The sequence below is a fragment of the Mycobacterium sp. NTMscope_Eco_3 genome (genome assembly GCF_976985685.1).
Map to the genome: position 1 here is coordinate 2,836,953 of NZ_CDRJYZ010000001.1, position 20,150 is coordinate 2,857,102.

The window sequence follows — 20,150 nt, forward strand, 5'->3', positions numbered from 1 at the left end:
GACCGGTGTCGGCTACCCCTGACGTCCTAGAAGACGTCGGCGCAATACGCGCGGAGATCCGCTCGTTCCTGGACAACGCACCGAGGCCCGCAGGTCTACGGAACTACGGGCCCACGCCCACCGCGGACGACGTCGAACCTGGCCGGATCTGGCACCGCTACCTCGCCGACCACGGCTACGCCTGCTTGCACTGGCCGCGCGAGTTCGGCGGTGCCGCAGCAACAGTGACGTATCAGGCCGTCTTCGCCGAGGAGTGCGCGCGAGCCGAAGTGCCCCGCCAGCTCAACATCACCGGTGCCGACTTGGTTGGACCTGTGCTGATCAAGTTCGGCAGCCAGCAGCAGAAGGATCGCTACCTGGAACCGATCAGGCTGGGCGACGATGTCTGGTGTCAGCTCTTCTCCGAGCCCGGCGCCGGCTCAGACCTCGCCGGTGTTCGCACGCGGGCCGAGCGCACCGCCACGGGCTGGCGGATCGATGGTCAGAAGGTGTGGAGTTCGGCGGCCGCCTCGGCCCGCTTCGGGCTGCTGCTCGCCCGAACGGGGCCGGACAAGCACCGCGACTTGTCGATGTTCGTCGTGCCCATGGACATCCCGGGGGTCACGGTGCGCCCGCTGACGCAGATGGACGGCGAGAGCAAGTTCAACGAAGTTTTCTTCGACGGCGCCGAACTCGACGAAGGCGCACTGATCGGTGAGGTTGGTCAGGGCTGGACGGTGGCGATGGTGACGCTGGGCCGTGAGCGCCTGACGTTGGGTTCGCAGGCAGTATCGATGTTCCGGTTGCACGAGCGCATGGTCGATGCGGCCCGCGACCACGACCTGCTCGACCCGGTGCTGTCGAGGTCGATGACCCGGCTTTGGGCCAGGATGTGGCTGCTCCGCTACACCTGGCAGCGTGCCATCGACTCGGGTGACCTGACGTCGCCGGCCTTCTCGGTGCTCAAGCTGATGACGTCGGAAACGGACCAGGACCTGGGTGACATGGCCACCGAGGTGCTCGGTACCGACGCGTGCGCGGACCCCGAGGACGACGGCCTGGTGCACCACATGCTGGTCGGACGAGCACAGACGATCCTGGGCGGAACCAGCGAGATTCAGCGCAACATTCTCGGTGAGCGGGTACTCGGCCTCCCCAAAGAACCACGATGACGGCGAGTTTGACTGCGGCCGACTTCACCTCAGCGCTGCGCGCCGCGCTGCGTCCCGGAATGACGGTTGCCCTCGGCGACGGAGTGGGCGCGCTTAGCTGCCTCGACGACGGAGCATCGGTCGGCGCGGCGCTGAGCGTCGCCGCCAGCGAGGTCGGCGCGGTGCGCCTGGTGCTGGGCTGGCTGGCCGCCCCGATCGACGGCCTCGACGCAGACGCATTCGCCGACGTGGTTGCGTTGATGCCCGGATGGGGCGTGCGCGAGGTACTGCGAAGCCCGAAGGCGCGTTTCCTACCGACGCGGCTGGCGGCGATTCCCGCGCTGTTGGCTGACGTGCTGCGGCCCGACGTGCTGCTCACCCGGCTGGTACGTCGGGACGGCTTGCTGCGGTTCGGCACCGAGGTGTCCTGGCAGCGCGCGGTAATCGACAGCGGCGCAAGGACTCTCGCGGTTATCGACACCTCGGCGCCCGTGGCGGATGCCGGACCTCCACTCGACCCGTCGCGCGTCGAGGTGCTCGGCACTGTCGGGAGCGGACCGGCGCAAATACCGCAGCGCGAGCCCGAACCGATTCACGATGCCCTCGCCGACGCGGTACTGCCGCTGCTCCCTGAAGGCGCCCGGATCCAGTACGGGCCAGGGCAGCTCGGCACTGCACTGCTGCGACGGGCGCGGAAGCCGTTGCACGTCGACACCGGGCTACTCACCGACGCCGTCGTCGACCTCGACCGACGTGGCCTGCTGGCGGGAACCCCATCGGCCACGTATCTGCTGGGCAGCGACACGCTCTACGACTGGGCCGACGGGCGCCCCATCTTGCATGGGCTCGATTACACCCACGACTTCACCCGACTGTCGCGCGGCGCACCGCTGGTCGCGGTGAACACCGCCATCGAGATCGACCAATACGGGCAGGTCAACGTCGAGGGCGTGCACGACAAGGTGATCGGTGGCATCGGCGGGCACCCCGACTATTGCGCCGCAGCCCGAATGAGCAGCGGCGGACTGTCGATCATCGTCGTTCCGACGAGAGTAAAAGGGCGCCCACCCCTGGTCGAGCAGCTCAGCCGGCCCGCCTCCACACCCGCCCACGACATCGATCTGATCGTCACCGAGTCCGGATACGTCGACCTGCGCACGGCAGACTGGGCGCAGCGCCGCACGCTCATCACCGAATTGTTCACGGAATGAAGGAGATAACGCGCGATGCCTGAAGGCCCATTGACCGGCAAGGTCGTCCTGGTGACCGGAGGCGGACGGGGTATCGGCCGTGGCCACTGCCTCGAGCTGGCCAAGCAGGGCGCCGCCGTCGTGGTGAACGATCCAGGCGTCGGCCGGGATGGCTCCAGCGGTGAAGGTGAAGGCCCCGCGGCCGATGTTGTCGCCGAAATCGAAGCGGCCGGCGGCAAGGCCGTGGCACACACGGGTTCGGTGTCGGCGTGGGATGACGTCGCCGACATGGTGTCGACCGCCATCCACACGTTCGGCTCCCTCACCGGTGTGGTGAACAACGCCGGCATCCTGCGTGACTCCATGGTGGCCGCCTCTAGTGAGGCCGATTGGGACGCCGTCATCGCCGTACATCTCAAGGGCACCTTCGCCGTCACCCGGCACGCCTGTGAGTACTGGCGGGCACAGTTCAAGGCAGGCAACTCGATTGACGCGCACATCGTCAACACGGTGTCGGGCGCGGGCCTGTGGGGCAATGTCGGGCAGAGCGCTTACGGCGCGGCCAAGGCCGCGATCGCCAACCTGACGTTCGTTACCGCGATGGAGGCACAGCGTTACGGTGTTGCGGTCAACGCGATCTCACCGCTGGCCATGTCGCGGATGACCGCCGACGTGTTCGGTGCTCGAGCTGACGACCCCGCACTCGATCCCGCACGCAGCTCCGCGGTGGTGGCGTGGCTGCAATCTGCCCGCTCGTCCTGGCTCACCGGGCAGATCCTCCGCATCAACGGCGGCAAGCTGACCCGCATCGATGGCTTTGCCGAGGCGCCCGGCGCCTATTATGCCAAAGACGGTGTCTCGCTGACATTTTCGGAGATCGGGCAGGCTGTCAGCTGGCTCTACGGCACTTCTCCCCGCGGGCTGGCCGGGCCGCTGCCGACGGCCTGAACGCCAAACGGATTAGGGCGCCCCGCCATCGGCGTAGATGGTTTGTCCGGTGACGAACGCACAGATGTCCGAGAGCAGGAAGGCGATCAGCGCACCGATCTCGTCAGGCTGCCCGGGCCGACCGAGGGCGGCGTCGAATCCGAAGTCCTCCACGAGTGCCCGCTCGAGTGCCTCGTCGTAGGGATAGCCCTTGCTTTCGGCGATGTATCCCCGAACGGCATGCAGCGCATCGGTTTCCACTGCGCCGGGGGCAACGCTGTTCGCCCGGATCCCCGATTTTCCGTGGGTGCGCGCAATGCCGCGGGTGAACGTGGCGACCGCCGCCTTGAGGCTGGCGTAGGGTAACCGAGGCTCGTGTGGCGAGCGGGCCGAGTATGCGGCGGTGGTCACGATCGCGCCTCCGTTGACCGCGAGGTGCGGCAAAGCAGCTTGCACGCTACGAGTGGTCGCCAGAAGGACGTCGTGAAACGCGGTGTCCCATGCGTCGTCGTCCGAGTCGATGGGCATCATCCCCGCGGTGCCCATGGTGACGGCGATGCCGTCGAGTCGGCCCAGGATGTTGACGGCTTCCTCGACGGCGGCGACCGCCGCGCCGGGTTGACTCACATCAAAGGTCAAGCCGTGCGCCGCGGCAGCGCCTGATTCGGCGATCTGGGCCGTCGCGCCCTTGGCTTTGGCCTCGTCGCGCCCGACCACGACGACGGACGCGCTTTCGCGAGCCAGCGCCCGTGCCGCCGCCAGCCCCATACCGGCCGTTCCGCCGACGACGAGATATCCTTTTCCCTCCATCTGCAGATGCACCGATTAGCTCCTTCCCGTGGAGGGACTGAAGTGACTGAGCGGCCGCTCGACGAACTCGAACACCACGCCGTCGGGCGACCGTAGAAATGCGATGTGCAGGCCCTCGATCTTGGTTCCCGGCAGCGGACACCACACTGGATCACCCATCCGCTCAATCGAATCGGGCACCTGCGCCAGTGCCTCGCCCACATCCTCCACCCGAAGCGCGCAACGGTAGAGGCCCTGGCGGTTACCGGCCCAGGGCACCGGGGTATGCGCGGTTCCAGGATGTTGCACCACCACCAGCGCGAACTGATTCCCATCCTCGGCCAGCGCGTAACGCGCTACCACGCAATCGGTTTCACCCGTGCCGTCCGGGCTGAGCTGCGCACCGGCGACCCGCATCACCCGCGGCGCATCTACCTCTTCGAACCCGATGGCGGTGAGAAACTCGCCAGTCGCGGCCGCGTCGATCGCGGCGATCCTGATCCCATTGAACAGTGTGAATAACGCGCCATTCGCGCCCCCGGCATCAACCGGTGACTCGACCACCTCGATCACCACGCCATCAGGGTCCAGCGCGAGGACCGACTTTCCGTCATCGATGAGGCCGTCGACCGGATCGCCCACCGTCAGTCCCCCGTCGCGCAACGCGGTCACGGCGCCGTCGAGGTCAGCGACCGCCAGTTGCACTGACCGGATTCCGGGGCGCACCGGGTCGCGACTCGGGTCGCGACTCAACGTAGGCGAGCGGTATTCGATCGCCTCCAACGCACAGCCTGCGCGACCGCCACGCGCGTCGTAGAGAAATGCGGTGGCGCAATATGTTTCACCGTCGAGGCCGAGAATGGTGCCGTCGGTGGCGATTTTCGGGTCCGTACGCATACGTGCCCTCAGACCCAGTATGTCCCCGTAGACGTACTCCGTGCGGTCCAGCGATTCGCAATTGAGATTGACGTGCAGGAAGCGCCGCGCGAGGTCCTCCGAACCCACTACAGCACCACCGAGTTGATCTTGAACTCGATGATTTCGTCCTCACTGAAGCCGAGCTCGGCCAGCAACGCGTCGGTATGTTCACCGTGTCCGGGCGCACACGTCAGGTCCAGCGGCACCTCGTCGAACTGCACCGGGCTGGCCGCCAGCGCGAACTCATTGCCACTGGCATTAGTAGCTCGCGGCAGATACCCGTTGGCGATCGTCTGCGGGTCCTCGTGTACCTCGCGGGCGGTGCGCATCACGTCCCACACCCCCTCGAAACCGCCGAAGGCCTTCTCCCAATGGGAAAGGTCCTGCGACTCAAAGGTCCGGCGCAGTTCCGCGATGCACTCCTTGCGGTTGCCGAATCTCACCATCGCCGAAGCGAAGCGCTCGTCATCGATCAGGTCGGTGCGCCCCAGCCGGGTGCAGAAGTCCGCCCAGAATCGGTCGGCCTGCAGCAGCACGAAGGCGATGAACCGGTTGTCGCGGGTCTTGTAGATGCTGGCTACCGGGTTGGGCATCTCGTCCAGGTTGAACTTCGGGATGTCCTGACCGGTGACGCCTGATCCGACGATGTCCGGACCCAACTGCCAGATCGCGGCGTTGAGCAGCGACACGTCGACCACCGACGGTTCTCCGGTGCGCTCGCGCTTCACCAGCGCCGCAGCGATTCCGCCCGCGATCGCCAGCCCGCCGTAGGAGTCGCCGAATGCCGGTCGCTGGATGGGCGGGTACGAACCGTCACCCGCCGAGTAGGCGTCGCCGATTCCGCCTCGGGCCCAGTACGCAGCCAGGTCGAAGCCGCCCTGCGAGGCGAGGTCGCCGCGGGTGCCGTAGCCGTGCCCGCGGGCATAGATGATCTTGGGGTTGCGCGCACGTACCTGCTCGACGTCGATCCCCATCCGCTGGCGCGAATCCGGCAGCAAGTTGGTGACGAAGACGTCCGCGGTTTCGAGCAGCTTCATCAGCAGCTCCAACCCGTCGGGGGTAGAGGTGTCCAGCCCGATGCTGCGCTTGCCCCGGTTGGGCTGCTCGATGAAGTGATTCACTCCCCCGGCGGCGGTGACAATTCCGGAGCTGATCAGGCCACGCTGCGGATCACCGGTTTCGGGGTGCTCGATCTTGATGACGTCGGCGCCCCAGTCGGCGAGGACGGCACCGGCGGCGGGGACGAACGTCCACGCGGCGAGTTCGACGACGCGGATTCCGCTGAGAATGTCGCTCACAGGGGGTATCCGATCGTCTTGGTCTGCAGATGTTGCTCGAAGCCTTCGATGCCGTTCTGCCTGCCGATGCCGCTCATCTTGTACCCACCGAACGGCGCGTCGGCGCCGTAGTACATGCCGCTGTTGATCATCAGTGAGCCGGTTCGGATGCGGCGCGCGACTGCCATGGCCCGCTCGTCGGAGCCCATGATTCCGCCCGCCAGGCCGTAGGTGGAGTTGTTGGCCATCTCGACGGCGCCGTCGTCGCCGCCGTCGTACGGCGTGACGGACAGCACCGGCCCGAAAATCTCCTCCTGGAAGATCGTGTGGTCCGGGGCGACGTCGGCGACGACGGTCGGCGCCACGAAATATCCGCGGTCCAGGCCCTCCGGCACCCCGCCGCCGGCGGTGACGCGGCCTCCCTCACGCTTGGCGGTCTCGATGTAGTTCAACACCCGGGCCTGCTGCTTAGCCGACACCAGCGGCCCGCAGAAAGTATTCGGGTCCGAGGGGTCGCCGACCGTGAGGGAGCCGAAGGTGGCGCTGGCGACCTCGACGGCCTGGTCATAGTGCGAGCGCGGCACGAGCATCCTGGTGGCCAACGCACAGCCCTGACCGGAATGCATCAGCGCGCCAATGCAACCGGGCAACGCCATGCCCATATCGGCGTCGTCGAGCACCAGATACGCAGACTTCCCGCCGAGTTCAAGCATGTTGCGCTTCATGGTGTCGGCCGACAGCCGCTGGATCAGCTTGCCGACCGCGGTTGATCCCGTGAAGGACACCATGTCAATCCGCGGGTCGGTGGCGAGCACCTGGGCGATGTCATTGTCCGACGCCGGCACGATGTTGACGACACCGGCCGGGATGTCGGTCTTCTCGGCGATGATCCGGCCCCACCGCAACGCGCTCCACGGCGTCTCGACGGCCGGCTTGAGCACCATCGTGTTCCCAGTGGCCAGGATCTGGCCCACTTTGTTGCTGATGATCTCGAACGGGAAATTCCACGGTGTGATGGCGCCGACGACACCCATTGGTTCCTTGACCACGACGCGGTTGTACGGCACGCCCATCTTGGCGTCCTCGTCGAGCATCCGCTCCCACTGGAAGGTCGAGATCAGCTGGGCCGGATACCGGATAGCGTCGGCGAGCGGCCATTCCAGCTGCGCGATGTAGGTCATCCCCACCGTCGCGCCGACTTCGGCGATCAGCTCAGCACGGATGTCCTCTTTTTCCTCCTGCAGCGCTTCGTGCAACTGCATCAGGCAGCGTTGCCGGAACTCGTGGTTAGTCGACCAGTCGGTGGTGTCGAACGCACGGCGGGCGGCGGCGATGGCCTCCTGCATGTCCTCTGCGCTGGCGTCGGTGGCGTGCCCGAGCACTTCCTCATTCGCCGGATTGATGTTGTCGACGGTCTTCCCCGTCGACGAATCCCGCAGCCGCCCGTCGATAAACAGCCTGGCCTCGGGATTGAAGTTGACGGTGGCGGCGGCGATGGGTGAAGCCGTCATTGGCGATCCCTCTCACTGAAGTGTGGGCATGAGTTATTGTAGCCTCTTATAGATAACTGTTTAGCTGATTCTGGCATGCGTCAGGGTCCGGCGTCCATGAAGGGGGGTCGGTTGTCCGTCCCTGTCGACAGCGCCATTGACAGCAGTGGCCGACTCGAATATGCGGCCGACGTCGCCTCGTACCGCCAGGACTTCAGGCGTTACCTCCGTGACCTGGAAACAGCCGACGATTGGCGCTCGGCCGCATTCACCAGCGCCGAGGACGGTTTGGCCCATGACGCTCAAGTGATGGCACGGCTGCACGCCGACGGCTGGAACCGGTATGGCTGGCCGGAGGCGGCCGGCGGTCTCGGTGGAAACGAAATCCATCGGGCCGTGTACTACGAGGAACTCGGCTACGCGATGCTGCCGATACCGGCGCAACATTGGACGTTGGAGACCCTGGGTCCGGCCCTGCTCAAGTTCGCTCCCGGTCTGGCCGCGGCCTACCTGCCCGGCTACCTCGGCGGCGCCGAATGGTGGGGCCAGAGCTTCTCCGAACCGGAGTCCGGGAGCGACCTCGCCACGCTGCGTACCCGCGCGGTCGCTGATGGTGACGGCGGCTTCGTCATCAACGGGCAGAAGATCTGGACCAGCCAGGGTCCGACGGCCACCCGACTGCTCGTGCTGCTGCGTACCGGTACGACCGAGAGCCGCCACCGCGGACTGACGATGATCATGGTCGACGCCGACGCGCCAGGGGTCACCATCCGGCCGATCGCGCTGGCAAGTGGCCGTCGCGAACTGGCCGAAGTGTTCTTCGACGATGTCAGGGTCGACCGCGAACGAGTGATCGGCGACGTCGACGGTGGCTGGGCGGTGGCGATGCACCTGATGCAGTACGAACGTGGCATGTACGGCTACGCCGTCCTCAATAAAGTGCTCATCGAGCTGAGCCGGCTGCGGGAGGACATGGTGATCGCCGGTGCGACCGAAGCGCAGCGCCAGCGCTTCGCCCAGGTCTACGTCGACGTGATTGCCGCCCAGGCCCGGACCGCCACCACTGTCCGGCGACTGGCTGCGGGTGAATCAGTCGGCGCGGACAGCAGCATCGACAAACTCCTCTTCGGCCGGGCCGAAAAGCAAGTGAACGACCTGGTCCTCGAGATCGGCAGGGAGCAGATGCTGGCCGGAACCGGTCGCGGCGGCGCGGCGCTGAACACCGCGCGCGCCGAGTGGTGGTACTCGCGGGCCGCCACGATCATGGGCGGCACAGCCGAAGTCCAGCGCGGCATCATCGCCGACCACCTCCTCGGGTTGCCCAAGGAGAAGAGATGAGCCGCGCCCGCGACGATGCGGGCCGCTTGGCGGCCCGACCAGGAGCGACGCCCATGAGCAAGGAGGGCCAACCGATCGACGAGTCGTGGCCAATGGTCGAGGAAGCCGTGTTCCGTCTCTTCGAAGAACTGGCAGGCAAGTCCGGCAACGGTGCCGTCCCCGCAGCGACATCGGGCTCGGCGGAACACGTGGCGATCGGTCCGCGTCTGGCTGAGCTGGGCTGGTCGGATATCGAAGCCGAGTATCCCGTCGAGGCGTGCGAGCTGCTGTTCCGCGCCCAGGGTCGATCGCTGGCCCTCACTGACTGCCTCGATCGCGTCATGTTGGCTGAGCTCGCCGAACTGCTCGACGAACCCGCCGACCACGTTCTGCTGCCCGGGCTGAGCCCTGGACATATTCCGGGTTCCGATGACGATCGGGTCTCGGGCATCGTGCTAGGCCCACTCGAGGGTCGGCTGGTCGTTCCGGTGTCGAGGCCGATGGGGGCGGTGTCGGTGGGTGTGGTCGACTCGTCGCAGCTCGACGGCGAGCGCATGGACACCTTCGACGCGTCGGCGTTCTGGACTCGGGTCAGGGGTCCGCTGGACGCCAGCCTCGTCGAAGCGTCCACCGAATGGGACCGGGCGATGGCCGCGGCACACCGGGCGCTGGCCACCGAACTGGTGGCGCTGGCCGAGCAGGCGTTGCGCATCGCGGTCGAACACGTCAGCGTGCGCGTGCAATTCGGCGCCCCGATCGGGTCGTTCCAATCGCCGCGCCACGCGCTCGCCGATGCGTCGGCGGTGCTGGCCGGCGCGCGGGCGCTGCTGAGCGAGTCCTGGCGCTACGGCGGCCGGCTATCGGCCGTGACCGCCAAGGCCGCGGCCGGGCGGGCACACCGCGCGGTCAGCGACGTGGCGTTGCAGGTGTGCGGCGCGATCGGCCTGACCGCCGAGCACGACCTGCACCGTTACGTCACGCGTGGCTTCCAGGTTGATGCGCTCTGTGGGTCGCACGATCACCTCGAAGCGCTGCTCGGCGAACGGCTGTTCGAGATCTACGCTCCGGGCCGTGCATTGCCCGCCATCGTCACGTGGTCCGACTAGAAGAAAGCCGAGCAAAGGGAAATCCATGCGCCGCAACATCTTCGACGAGATCCACGACGACTTTCGAGCCAGCGCTCGCGAGTTCTTCGAGCGGGAATGCGTGCCGAACATTGAGAAGTGGGAACGCGACGGCAAAGTCAGTCGCGAGGCGTGGCTGGCCGCGGGGGCCGCTGGCCTTATCGGGTGGGAGTTCGACGAGAAGTACGGCGGCCTTGGGGTCAAGGATTTCCGGTTCAACCAGATCATCTCCGAGGAGATGTTCCTGACCGGATCGGTGGGCATCGGTCTTGGCGTCCAGAACGACATCCTGGTGCCGTACCTCAACCACCTCACCACCGACGAACAGAAGGCCCGCTGGCTGCCCAAGTTCGTCTCCGGTGAGTACATCGGCTCGATCGCGATGTCAGAGCCTGCGGCCGGATCCGACCTGGCGGGCATCAAGACCACCGCACGCGACGAGGGCGACCACTGGGTTGTCAACGGCCAGAAGACGTTCATCAGCAACGGCCTGCTGTCCAAGCTGGTGCTGACTGCCGTGAAGACCGACCCGACCGCCAGGCACAAGGGCATCAGCCTGCTGATGATCGAAGATGGCATGGAGGGCTTCACCCGCGGCCGCAAGCTCGACAAGATCGGCCAGTACTCCGCCGATACCGCGGAGCTGTTCTTCGAGGACGTCACGGTGCCCAAGGAGAACTTGGTCGGCGAACTCAACCGCGGCTTTTACCATCTGGTCGCCAATCTGCCCAGTGAGCGGGTCGGTGTGGCCTGTTACGCGCTGCCCGCCGCTCGTCGAGCACTGGACCTGACCAAGGCATATGCGCTCGAACGCACCGCGTTCGGTCAGCCGATCGGCAAGTTTCAGGTCAACAGGCACTTCCTCGCCGAAATGCAGACCAAACTCGATGCCGCTCAGACCTACCTCGACCAATGCGTGCTGTCGGTCAACGACGGCACATTGTCCGATCAGGATGCCGCAGGCCTGAAATGGTGGACCTCAGAAGTTCAGTGGGAGATCATCGACCGCTGCCTACAGATGTACGGCGGCTACGGCTATATCAACGAGTACGAAGTGGCGAGGCTCTGGCGGGATTCGCGGGTGCAGCGGCTCTACGCCGGCACCACCGAGATCATGAAGGACCTCATGGGACGGGCGATGGGGTACTAGGGGTGACGTTGCTTACTGACTGGCGCCAATCGCTGGATCGACCGGCTGGTTCGGCTAACCTTCTAAACGGTTATTTGATTCGCATATTCGCATAGCGGTGGAGGTTGCAATGGAGGTCACCAGTCTTCGGGAACCGAAGATGGCCGATCGGGTGGCCACGGTGTTGCGGCGGATGTTTATCCGCGGCGAAATCACCGAAGGCACCATGCTCCCCCCGGAATCGGAGCTGATGGAGCGTTTCGGCGTGTCCCGGCCGACACTGCGGGAAGCGTTTCGCGTGCTCGAGTCCGAGTCGCTGATTCAGGTCCAGCGAGGCGTGCGCGGCGGGGCCCGCGTCACCCGGCCCCGGCGCGAGACACTGGCCCGCTACGCCGGCTTGATCCTGGAATACGAAGGCGTCACGGTCAAGGACGTCTACGACGCCCGGGTGACTCTGGAAGTTCCGATGGTCGAGCAGTTGGCCAAGGACCGCAACCCCAAGGTGATCGCCGAACTCGAGCAGATCGTCGAACGTGAGTCGCAGCTGAATCCCGGCAGCGAAGCGGTCGATCAGCTCACCGATTTCCACGCCGCGATCGCGCGGCTGTCCGGCAACAGCACCCTGCAAATCGTCAGCGACATGCTGCATCACATCATCGAGCAGGCCAACCGGTCGCTCCAGCCCACCAAAGGCACGCGCGCCGAGCAGGCGGTCCGCCGCTCAGCGAAAACCCACCGGATGGTGCTGGACATGATCAAGGATGGCGACGCCGAGAAGGCCGGCAAGCTCTGGAAGCGCCATCTGCAGAAGGCAGAGGAGTTCGTCCTGACCGGCGCCGAATTGTCCACTGTCGTAGACCTTCTCGAATGACCGGTGTCGACGAGCAGGTAAACCAGCACGATCTCGAGACACCCGACTCGATACAAGTCCGATTCGGTATCGAGTACGTCGAATCGCGCCCGGCGGAAGCCATTGCCGCGCTGACCATGCCGATGGAAAGGTGTCGCAATCCTTTCACCGGAGCGCCGACGGTCGGCCCGTTGGCCATCCTCGTGGACGCGGCGGCCGGCATCGTCAACCACTATCGGCGTCGGCCCGGCCAGTGGACGGTATCGAGCGAGTTGTCGATGGAGCTCGGCCTGGACAGCGTTGGGGACCTCGACGGTCCCGTGCTGGCCACCGCGCACACACTTGGTCCGCTCGGTACGACTTCGCTCGGGATCTGCACGCTGACCTACCGCGGAACGGTGATCGGCGGCGGCACGGTGCGGTCGTTCTTCATCGACGCCGATGACGTTATCCCCCAGCAGCGGCCGGAGACCCTGCGCAGGTCGGCTGAGACCACGTTCGCCGAGCTGATGGCGGTGCACGTTGCGGAGGATGGTCCGGCGACGGTGCTGGCGCAGCGCGTCGACCGCAACCTGAACAACGACATTGACATCGTGCATGGGGGCGTGGCCGCCGCCGGCTTGGAGCTCGCGGCATCGGCGGCCCTGAACCGGGACCGTTCCGAGGGTCTGCTGCAGACCGCGTCGCTGCGAGTGAACTTTCTGCGTCCGTTCTTCGCCGGCACTAAATCCCGCTATGAGGGCACGCCGCTACGCGTAGGTCGCAACACCGGCGTGGGGGATCGCGGCATCGGCGGCCCAGGCCATCGGCGACGACGGCAAAGTGGCGATCACCGCGCGGGTGACCGCCTACCGCTGAGGTCGATCGCGCTCACGAGACGACCACACGGACCTGCGCGACGTTGGCAATTCGGCACGAGCTCGCGGCCGGGTCACCATTCCGATGCGAATGGACTCGGCCGGTCACGAAATACTCGCCTGGCCGATCGAACGCGTGCGTGGTGGAGAGCGTGACGGACGCCGCCGACCCGTCGATGCCGTCGTGGCTGAACGGAAAGGAGCCGGTGCCGTCGAAGTCCCAGTCGGCGGACACGATCGTGCCGGCGCCCGGAGGCACCGTCGCCCGGAGCTCCAGCTCGACGGCTTCGCCCACCGCCGCCTCCGCCCGGTCACCGCCGTTGACGGTGACCGCGATGACCGCTTGGATGCCCCGTCGCTGCGCAGCGTCCGGGGACAGGATCACCTTGTTCTCGACGTAGTCGAAGGCGGTATCGACGGGCTCGATGCCGTCTTCCACCCACGCGATCAGGTCGGCCACCGACTGCTCAATGTACGGCATGTAGTCGATAAGCCAGGTGTTGCTGGCCCGGTTGGGCAGCGAGGGCACCATCATCGAGGGGCCGTGCTCGGCGTTCTCGATCCAGCGGAGCCGGAACCGCTCCTTGGCGCCTTCCTCCCCCTGCGCCCGTAGCACGGCCTGGCGGTAGACGATCCCCTGCGAGGGCCATAGCGACGAGTCTTTGGTGTGGTGGACCCAGATGAGCTTGCCGCGGTAGAGCCCGGAGTAGCCGACACCCATGAGGGCCGACTGGCGCGGCACGGGGTGCTGCGGGTACACGGGCCGATCGTCCACGCGCAGGGAGTCGAATTGTGGATCGCTCATCAGGTGGTGCCGAGCGAAGTAGTGGAAGGCCAGGAAGTCACGGTTGTCGACCTGTACCTCGTCGCCGGGCCGCACATCGGTGAACCGGAGCAGGTTGACATCGCCCACGCCGTCGCAGTAAAGAACGTCGTCGGCGTGGGCTCCGCAGTAGAGCCGCCGCCCGGCCGCCGCGCCGGTGAGCACGGTGACGCTCGCGCCGAGCCGATAGCCCGTCTGCCCGAGGCCCTCGAGCTCGACCACCATGGGCAGCGAGGGGTCTCCGAGGCTCGCGAACACCATGACCACCATTCGGAAGTTCTGGTGTCGGGGTTCGAGGAAGCGCGGATCCTCCAGAATGTTGGTGCCCGTTAGCACCTTGGTCACGGTGGCCCGTGTGCTCAGTATGTCGGACTCGACGAGGCCCGGCTGGTCGAAGCCGACGTAGCCGGGCTTAGTCCAGAAATCCTCGAAGTAGCTCGGGTCCTGCTCGAGCAGCGATGTGGCCATCGAGGTCCACAGCCACATCTGGCCCAGGGGCTTGCCGATCATGTACTCGTCGCCGCGCGGGAAGCCCTGGCGGTACAGGCTGGCCAGCTCCTCGCGCTGGTGAGTGCTCAACCCGAGGAAGGGGTCGCCATGCCCGCCGGGCGCCATGGCGGCGGCGATCTCGTCCGTCTTCTCCCCGAGTAGGCGCTGGCAGTTGAACATCGTGGCGAACGACATCACCTGGGCGCCCTCGATCTTCTCCGTGCTGCCGTGCTCCACGATCGGCCCGCCGCCGGCGAACGGCAGAGCGCCGTCCCATGCGTCGGGCGCGTTCTCGAGGCACAGCGGCGACCGCCGCCCTCCGCCCGATCCTCCCCAGACGTAGGCGTGATGGGGCGCCTCGCCGTAGACCTGCGCGGCGACGAACTTGGCCAGTCGGGCCGTCTCAGCGCTGGCACGGTGCCCGTACAGCGTCGGGTCGTCGCCCCCTCGCGGGTCGAGGTCGTCACCGACGTGTCCCTGGTTGGACTCCACCATGCAACCGCCGAGGCGGGCGCACATCCGAAGCCCGCCAATGAAACCGGCCATGAGGTCGTTGCCGAAGGCGTTCTCGTGGCCGCCGTGAGCGCCCTCGAGCGGCTGGAGGATCCGTCCGCGGTACTGCCCGTCGGTCGGGAACCAGAACGCCCAGCGAGTGGCGGTGTCCGCGAACCCACCGTGGACGTAGCGGTGCGCGATCGGTTCCGATCGCTCTTCGTCGACGTCCACGTACGGCGTACCGAAGAATCCGTCCGTCGACACGTACCCCCCAACGTTGATCGTGCCGTTTCCGATCTTCGAACGCTGACCGGTCTCGGTCATCGATGCCTCCCTTACGGTCGTTCTGCCGCAACGTTGTTTCCGACTGGAAGCAAGATTGCGGGTGTCTGTCAACTTTTGCACTCTCTGCCACAGTTTGTCTAGAGTCGTGCCGTGATGACTAAATCCACCGCTCCGGCCGCGCTCGTCGGGGAAGGGGTCTGGGATCGTCGCCGCCGCCTCGTCACGGGTGAGATCGAGCAGATCGCGCTCGCCCTGTTCGCGGAACAGGGCTACGACAACGTCACGACCGACGACATCGCCCGAGCATGCGGCATATCGGCGCGAACGTTCTTCCGGTACTTCGCCGCGAAGCGCGACGTGCTTCTCGCCGTCCCGCGCCGCAGCCTCGTCGCCCTGTGCGATGCGGTGGACCAGCGCCCCGCAAACGAGGACCTCCTGACCTCGTGGCGAGCGGCCGCCATCGGTGTCCTCGGTGGTGACGAGGTCGATCTCGCCCTGATCGAGCAGCTCAAGGTGCTCGTCCGCGACAGCCCGGCCCTCGTCGACACGATCAACGGCGACGCCGAGCTCACCGAGCGATTCGTGCGGACCAACGCCCAGCGGCTCGGCGTCGACCCGGCAACGGACCTGCGTCCGATCATCGTCGCAGGGGCTGTGCGCAACGCGCTGATCGCGGCATTGGACCAGTGGTCCTCCGGCCGGGCCGACGACCTCGTGCGATCCTTCGGGGAGGCCTTCGACATCCTCGCTCGCCTCGACGCGATCGGTGGCCGACGCGCCGCCGAGACCTCGCGTTCGCGCACCCGTCGCACGTAACCGATCCGACGTCTGACGCGGTCACCGCTCGAATGGCATTGCGCCGCAGGGTCCGACGAGCCCCTACTTCTTCGAGCGTGCCCGGAACGCAGCCACCCGCTCCTTGAACTCCGGGGTGGAGAACGACGTGTACTCCTCGGCCAGCGCGTACTCCAGCACACCGAGCGCGGCTCGCGATAAGTGCATGTTCATCGCAACCTTGCTGGCGCGCAGTGCCTGGGGCGGCAGACCGGCCAACCGCTCCCCTATCGCGAGCGCCTCGTCCAGCACGGTGTCATCGGTGGCCACTTTGGTGACGAGGTTCAGCTTGTCCGCAATTGCCGGAGTGATCCGATCCCCCAGCAGCACATACTCTTTGGCCTTCATCAGACCGATCAGCAGCGGCAGCATTGCCGCGCCGCCGTCGCCGGCCACCAACCCGACCGCGACGTGCGGGTCGGCCAGATAGCTGCTCTCCCCCATCACGAGGAAGTCACTCAGCAATGCGATCGAACAACCCAGACCGACAGCCGGGCCGTTGACCGCCGACACCAGCGGCTTGGGGAAGTTGATCACCTCCAGGAACACCGTGCGGGCCTCGGCGATCTGGAACTGGCGGGCCACCGCGTCGTCGATCAGACGTCCGAACATCACCATGTCGCCGCCGGCTGAGAACGCCTTGCCGATACCGGTCGTCACCACCGCCCGCACGTCGTCGTCGGCAGTCAGTACCCGCCAGATCGTGGCGAACGCATGGTGGACCTGCTCGTTGACGGCGTTGAACGCCTCCGGCCGGTTGATGCTCACGACGTGGACGTTGCCGCGCTTCTCCACCAGTAGCCACGGCGCAAATTCTTCGTAGCCAGGCAGAGTAGCGATCTCGGAGGTGGTCATGTGATGGTCCCGTCAGTTCTTCTCGTTGGAAAGGACGGTGACCGCGGAGACCGCGGTCGGCCCACCGATATTGTGGGCCAACCCGACTCGCGCACCGTCGACCTGATTCTCTGCTTCACCGCGAAGCTGATTGAACAGTTCGTAGCACTGTGCCACCCCCGTGGCACCCGGCGGGTGCCCCTTCGCCTTCAACCCGCCGCTCGGGTTGATCGGAATCGATCCGCCAACGTAATGTTCACGGCCCTCGACCAGCTTGTAGGCCTCGTGACGATGGGCGAACCCCAGATCCTCGTAGCTGATCAACTCGACGCCGGTGAAGCAGTCGTGGACCTCAGCGACGTCGATGTCGCGCGGCGTCACGCCGGCCATCTTCATCGCCGCCTTGGCGGCGCGCACCGTCGGCGGGAAGGTCGTCATGTCGCCCTTGTGCTGGTGCATCACCCGGTCCATGCCCAGCCCGACGCCGCGAACCCAGACCGGACGGTCCGTGTAACGGTCGACGACCTCCTCGGCGGCCAAGATCACCGCGGCCGCGCCATCGCTCTGCGGGGTGCAATCGTAGAGTCCGAACGGTTCGACCACGAGCGGCGCGGCCAGCGCCTGCTCGACGGTGATCTCGTAGCGCAGTTGAGCTTTCGGGTTCTTCACCGCGTGGAAATGGTTCTTCACCGCCACCATCGCCATGTGTTCCTTCGTCGCCGGCGATTCGTGCAGGTATCGCATCACGTGGAGCGCGAAGTTGGCCGGCGCAACCAGTCCCAAGGGGTAGTCCCAGGCGTTGTCACGGGTCATCGCCGCCCAATCCCAGAACGTGGTGTTCGATGACGTTTCGCGGACCTTGTCGGCCCCGACCACCAGCACCACGTCGTAGAGGCCCGAGGCGATGGCCAGCGTTCCGTTCCGGATCGCGTCATTACCCGTGGCGCAAGCATTTTCGACTCGCGTCACAGGAATCTCGGTGAGGTCAAGGGTGTCGGCCAAAATGCCGGATGGGAACCCGTCGGTCGTCGAAAGCTCACCGAACCACGCGGCTTCGATGTCGGATTTCTCAATGCCCTTGTCTACCTTGGCGGCCGCCTCGGCGTAGGCCATCGGGATCAGGTCCTTGACGCCCAGGGCGAAGTGTTCGGCAAAGGGCGTCATCCCCGCGCCGACGATGGCAACGTTTCTCATGCAACGGCTCCTTCCAGCGTCCGCCCCGGCCAGAATGCATAGCCGTAGTCGGGGATGCCGGCGCGAATAGCGATCCTGCGCAACACGACTGAGCCCGGCTGTCCTATCGCCGCCTCGCCGGCGGGTACCCCGGTGACCTTGAGCAGCACCCGCACCGGGCTGTCGTCGAGCTGGACGACGGCCAGTGAGTAAGGGCTGGGTAGGTCGGGCACCGGGATCCGCACTGTGGTGTGGGTATAGACGGTGCCGGTGCGTGGCAGCGGCTCGAGCCGGTATTCGGTGGCCAACCGTCCGGCATTGTCGACTCGCAGCCGCGGCGGGAACTGCGGCGCGGTGTCGATGCCCGGGCTTTCCTCGAAAACCGCTGCCTCCCAGCGGATCTTCGGCTCGAAAGCGCGCGCATATGCGGGCATCGAAATCGGGATGCCGACACCGTCGGCGACGCGGGCCTTCGGTAATTCCTGGGCCGGAAACTCATCGCGGGCGATCCGGGTCTCGGTCCCCGCGGACGCCAGGTGCGCTGCGCTGATGCTGGACTGCTCGACCGCGAGCAACAGGCCCTCGATGCCCGCCTCGATCGCATCGGCCAACAGCAGGATGATCGCCGCGCTGGAGACAGCGGAGTCCGCAACGGCGTGCGTCGTATCGAAGTCGCCCGCGACATGCGCCAAGGGCACGCCTGCCGCCGCGGCCACCGTCGGAGTTCCGGTCAGGCCCAATCGGGTCAGGGTGGAGCGCACCCCGACCTCGCGTTGCAGCCGGGGGTCGACGTAGGCGTGGCGGGCGCCGTCGGCACCACGGGCGCTTAACGGCAGGCTGCGCGTCTGGCGTGCCAGCGGGGTCACGATGGCGCCGTCATCGCCGGTGAGCACCGCGCCCGCCCCGGTCGCGAGATCGTTGTCGTCGGCGGCGATCACCAGGGTCCTTTCGCCGGCGCTGACGATTTGGTCCAACACCGCGGGTGCGCCGCCCAGCACCTCCGTCACGGCGGTGTCGGCCGGCAGCGACAACGCCGCCAATAGCACCGCGCCGTTGCCACCTTCCAACAGCGGAAAATCGCGAGACACCAGCACCACCCGTTGCGCAGTGGCGTCGGGATCGGCCGCGCGGCCGGCGGCGACGGCCATCGTCAGCGCATCCTCGTCGGGACCCTTGACCCGCCGGTCGCGCACAGCCCATGGCGGCAGATAGGTGCCGACCGAAATGACCCGAGTCATAGATCCCCGCTTTTGTGGATGACCGCGCGTTACATCGCGCGACTAATGATCTATATAGTTATAGCATTCGACCGCATATCCTGGCGACCGACGGAAGGGTCAACGAACCGTGGGCAATCCCCATCCTCGCACTCTGAAGGATCGCGTCGTGGTGATAACCGGCGCCAGCCGCGGCATCGGCGCCGCCATCGCCGAGCGGATCGCCGAAGACGGTGCCGCCGTGGCATTACTGGCCAAAACTGAGGCGCCGAACCCCAAGATCGCGGGCACCCTTGCCGAGACCGCGGACGCCGTACAACGTGCGGGTGGCCGGGCGCTCCCGTTGACCTGCGACGTCCGGGACGCGGGCGCGGTGGCGTCGGCGATCGCTTCGGTGGCCGAGAAGTTCGGTGGCATCGACGTCGTCGTCAACAACGCCGGGGCCCTGGATCTGCGGCCGACCGCGCAGTTGCCGCCCAAGAACCTGCGCCGGCTGCTGGAAATCAATGTGGAAGGGCCGTTCGCGGTGGTGCAGGCCGCACTTCCGCACCTGCGCCGGTCGGGCAACGCGCACGTCGTCAACGTCTCTCCCCCGCTGAACATGGACCCCAGATGGGTAGGCGCCCACGTGGGGCACACCGTGGGCAAGTACGCCGAAAGCCTGCTCACCCTGGGCTGGGCCGAGGAGTTTGCCTCGGTGCCGATCGCGGTGAACTCGCTGTGGCCGGCCACCACGATCGCCAGCACCGGAATGATGGTCGCAATGGGGGAGGCAGCGGTACGCGCGCAGGCCCGTAGCCCACAGATCATGGCCGAGGCGGTGCACGCGCTCGTCACCCGACCCGCCGCGGCGTGCAGCGGCCATTTCTACACCGATGAGCAGATCCTGCGGGAAGAAGGCCGCGAGGACCTGTCGGGCTACCTATTGGCCCCGAGCGAGGGGGACCTGACGCCCAACTTCTATCTCCTGTCGGCCCCGGTGCCCACGGTTTAGGAAGCGGC

Annotated in this window: 17 protein-coding genes and 1 pseudogene; 10 read left to right on the forward strand and 8 right to left on the reverse strand. The window is 66.4% G+C overall.

The features are described 5' to 3' along the window. Positions 1-5: 5 nt before the first annotated feature. The 3 genes from AC0KTM_RS13040 to AC0KTM_RS13050 are packed head-to-tail and all read left to right on the forward strand — an operon-like array spanning position 6 to position 3,268. Positions 6-1,151: an acyl-CoA dehydrogenase family protein gene (locus tag AC0KTM_RS13040; protein ID WP_014385018.1), complete on the forward strand. Its 1,146-nt coding sequence runs from the start codon at positions 6-8 to the stop codon at positions 1,149-1,151. Beyond that, complete coding sequence (locus AC0KTM_RS13045) at positions 1,148-2,341, forward strand: acetyl-CoA hydrolase/transferase C-terminal domain-containing protein (RefSeq protein WP_472415732.1); 1,194 nt, start codon at positions 1,148-1,150, stop codon at positions 2,339-2,341. The genes AC0KTM_RS13040 and AC0KTM_RS13045 overlap by 4 nt, the downstream gene beginning before the upstream one ends. 15 nt (positions 2,342-2,356) lie before the next feature. Beyond that, entirely contained in the window at positions 2,357-3,268 is a 912-nt protein-coding gene (locus AC0KTM_RS13050; RefSeq protein ID WP_080588021.1) for an SDR family NAD(P)-dependent oxidoreductase, read from the forward strand. Positions 3,269-3,280: 12 nt separating this feature from the next. Here AC0KTM_RS13050 and AC0KTM_RS13055 read toward each other — a convergent pair whose 3' ends face one another. The 4 genes from AC0KTM_RS13055 to AC0KTM_RS13070 are packed head-to-tail and all read right to left on the reverse strand — an operon-like array spanning position 3,281 to position 7,742. Further along, positions 3,281-4,057 carry an SDR family NAD(P)-dependent oxidoreductase gene (locus AC0KTM_RS13055; RefSeq protein ID WP_014385021.1) on the reverse strand — a complete coding sequence of 259 codons (777 nt, stop codon included), beginning with the start codon at positions 4,055-4,057 and terminating at the stop codon, positions 3,281-3,283. Between the two features lie 15 nt (positions 4,058-4,072). Continuing rightward, positions 4,073-5,041: a VOC family protein gene (locus tag AC0KTM_RS13060; RefSeq protein WP_238956089.1), complete on the reverse strand. Its 969-nt coding sequence runs from the start codon at positions 5,039-5,041 to the stop codon at positions 4,073-4,075. Further along, positions 5,041-6,252 (reverse strand): CaiB/BaiF CoA transferase family protein, encoded by a 1,212-nt coding sequence (locus AC0KTM_RS13065; protein WP_014385023.1) that lies wholly within the window; start codon positions 6,250-6,252, stop codon positions 5,041-5,043. The genes AC0KTM_RS13060 and AC0KTM_RS13065 overlap by 1 nt, the downstream gene beginning before the upstream one ends. After that, positions 6,249-7,742 carry an aldehyde dehydrogenase family protein gene (locus tag AC0KTM_RS13070; protein ID WP_472415733.1) on the reverse strand — a complete coding sequence of 498 codons (1,494 nt, stop codon included), beginning with the start codon at positions 7,740-7,742 and terminating at the stop codon, positions 6,249-6,251. The genes AC0KTM_RS13065 and AC0KTM_RS13070 overlap by 4 nt, the downstream gene beginning before the upstream one ends. A gap of 111 nt (positions 7,743-7,853) precedes the next feature. Here AC0KTM_RS13070 and AC0KTM_RS13075 point away from each other — a divergent pair, with 111 nt between their 5' ends. The 5 genes and pseudogenes from AC0KTM_RS13075 to AC0KTM_RS13095 all read left to right on the forward strand — a co-directional run bounded on the left by AC0KTM_RS13075 (position 7,854) and on the right by AC0KTM_RS13095 (position 12,999). Then, the gene (locus tag AC0KTM_RS13075) at positions 7,854-9,059 is read left to right on the forward strand and encodes an acyl-CoA dehydrogenase family protein (RefSeq protein WP_472415734.1); all 1,206 of its coding nucleotides are present in this window, start codon (positions 7,854-7,856) and stop codon (positions 9,057-9,059) included. Between the two features lie 53 nt (positions 9,060-9,112). Further along, positions 9,113-10,144: an acyl-CoA dehydrogenase family protein gene (locus tag AC0KTM_RS13080; RefSeq protein ID WP_238957299.1), complete on the forward strand. Its 1,032-nt coding sequence runs from the start codon at positions 9,113-9,115 to the stop codon at positions 10,142-10,144. Positions 10,145-10,169: 25 nt separating this feature from the next. Then, positions 10,170-11,312, forward strand: coding sequence for an acyl-CoA dehydrogenase family protein (locus AC0KTM_RS13085; protein WP_472415735.1), 1,143 nt, complete (start codon positions 10,170-10,172; stop codon positions 11,310-11,312). Positions 11,313-11,421: 109 nt separating this feature from the next. Further along, positions 11,422-12,162 carry a FadR/GntR family transcriptional regulator gene (locus tag AC0KTM_RS13090; protein WP_472415737.1) on the forward strand — a complete coding sequence of 247 codons (741 nt, stop codon included), beginning with the start codon at positions 11,422-11,424 and terminating at the stop codon, positions 12,160-12,162. Further along, positions 12,159-12,999 (forward strand): annotated as a pseudogene (locus AC0KTM_RS13095) (PaaI family thioesterase). The gene AC0KTM_RS13090 and the pseudogene AC0KTM_RS13095 overlap by 4 nt, the downstream one beginning before the upstream one ends. 12 nt (positions 13,000-13,011) lie before the next feature. On the opposite strand, the gene AC0KTM_RS13100 reads toward AC0KTM_RS13095, so the two are convergent. Further along, positions 13,012-15,129: a hypothetical protein gene (locus AC0KTM_RS13100; RefSeq protein WP_472415739.1), complete on the reverse strand. Its 2,118-nt coding sequence runs from the start codon at positions 15,127-15,129 to the stop codon at positions 13,012-13,014. Between the two features lie 114 nt (positions 15,130-15,243). On the opposite strand from AC0KTM_RS13100, the gene AC0KTM_RS13105 reads away from it, so the two are divergent. Beyond that, on the forward strand, positions 15,244-15,906 hold the full coding sequence (locus AC0KTM_RS13105) for a TetR family transcriptional regulator (protein ID WP_472415740.1): 663 nt from the start codon (positions 15,244-15,246) through the stop codon (positions 15,904-15,906). Between the two features lie 63 nt (positions 15,907-15,969). Here the strand turns inward: AC0KTM_RS13105 and AC0KTM_RS13110 are convergent, their stop codons facing one another. From AC0KTM_RS13110 to AC0KTM_RS13120, 3 genes are read right to left on the reverse strand one after another with little or no spacing between them, the layout of a single operon-like run. Beyond that, entirely contained in the window at positions 15,970-16,779 is an 810-nt protein-coding gene (locus AC0KTM_RS13110; protein WP_064939706.1) for an enoyl-CoA hydratase/isomerase family protein, read from the reverse strand. A gap of 12 nt (positions 16,780-16,791) precedes the next feature. Further along, positions 16,792-17,952, reverse strand: a complete 1,161-nt coding sequence (locus AC0KTM_RS13115; protein WP_472415742.1) for a thiolase C-terminal domain-containing protein — start codon at positions 17,950-17,952, stop codon at positions 16,792-16,794. After that, positions 17,949-19,169, reverse strand: coding sequence for a Zn-ribbon domain-containing OB-fold protein (locus tag AC0KTM_RS13120; RefSeq protein WP_472415744.1), 1,221 nt, complete (start codon positions 19,167-19,169; stop codon positions 17,949-17,951). Before AC0KTM_RS13120 ends, AC0KTM_RS13115 begins: the two co-directional genes overlap by 4 nt. Before the next feature lie 109 nt (positions 19,170-19,278). Here AC0KTM_RS13120 and AC0KTM_RS13125 point away from each other — a divergent pair, with 109 nt between their 5' ends. Further along, positions 19,279-20,142: an SDR family oxidoreductase gene (locus AC0KTM_RS13125; RefSeq protein WP_472415746.1), complete on the forward strand. Its 864-nt coding sequence runs from the start codon at positions 19,279-19,281 to the stop codon at positions 20,140-20,142. Positions 20,143-20,150 lie beyond the last annotated feature (8 nt).

What these genes read in the sequence shown, in the direction of transcription:
- AC0KTM_RS13045 (WP_472415732.1), top strand. Translation starts at nt 1,148, where the DNA reads ATGACGGCGAGTTTGACTGCGGCCGACTTCACCTCAGCGCTGCGCGCC.
- AC0KTM_RS13050 (WP_080588021.1), top strand. Translation starts at nt 2,357, where the DNA reads ATGCCTGAAGGCCCATTGACCGGCAAGGTCGTCCTGGTGACCGGAGGC.
- AC0KTM_RS13055 (WP_014385021.1), bottom strand. Translation starts at nt 4,057, where the DNA reads ATGGAGGGAAAAGGATATCTCGTCGTCGGCGGAACGGCCGGTATGGGG.
- AC0KTM_RS13070 (WP_472415733.1), bottom strand. Translation starts at nt 7,742, where the DNA reads ATGACGGCTTCACCCATCGCCGCCGCCACCGTCAACTTCAATCCCGAG.
- AC0KTM_RS13080 (WP_238957299.1), top strand. Translation starts at nt 9,113, where the DNA reads ATGAGCAAGGAGGGCCAACCGATCGACGAGTCGTGGCCAATGGTCGAG.
- AC0KTM_RS13085 (WP_472415735.1), top strand. Translation starts at nt 10,170, where the DNA reads ATGCGCCGCAACATCTTCGACGAGATCCACGACGACTTTCGAGCCAGC.
- AC0KTM_RS13090 (WP_472415737.1), top strand. Translation starts at nt 11,422, where the DNA reads ATGGAGGTCACCAGTCTTCGGGAACCGAAGATGGCCGATCGGGTGGCC.
- AC0KTM_RS13100 (WP_472415739.1), bottom strand. Translation starts at nt 15,129, where the DNA reads ATGACCGAGACCGGTCAGCGTTCGAAGATCGGAAACGGCACGATCAAC.
- AC0KTM_RS13105 (WP_472415740.1), top strand. Translation starts at nt 15,244, where the DNA reads ATGACTAAATCCACCGCTCCGGCCGCGCTCGTCGGGGAAGGGGTCTGG.
- AC0KTM_RS13110 (WP_064939706.1), bottom strand. Translation starts at nt 16,779, where the DNA reads ATGACCACCTCCGAGATCGCTACTCTGCCTGGCTACGAAGAATTTGCG.
- AC0KTM_RS13115 (WP_472415742.1), bottom strand. Translation starts at nt 17,952, where the DNA reads ATGAGAAACGTTGCCATCGTCGGCGCGGGGATGACGCCCTTTGCCGAA.
- AC0KTM_RS13120 (WP_472415744.1), bottom strand. Translation starts at nt 19,169, where the DNA reads ATGACTCGGGTCATTTCGGTCGGCACCTATCTGCCGCCATGGGCTGTG.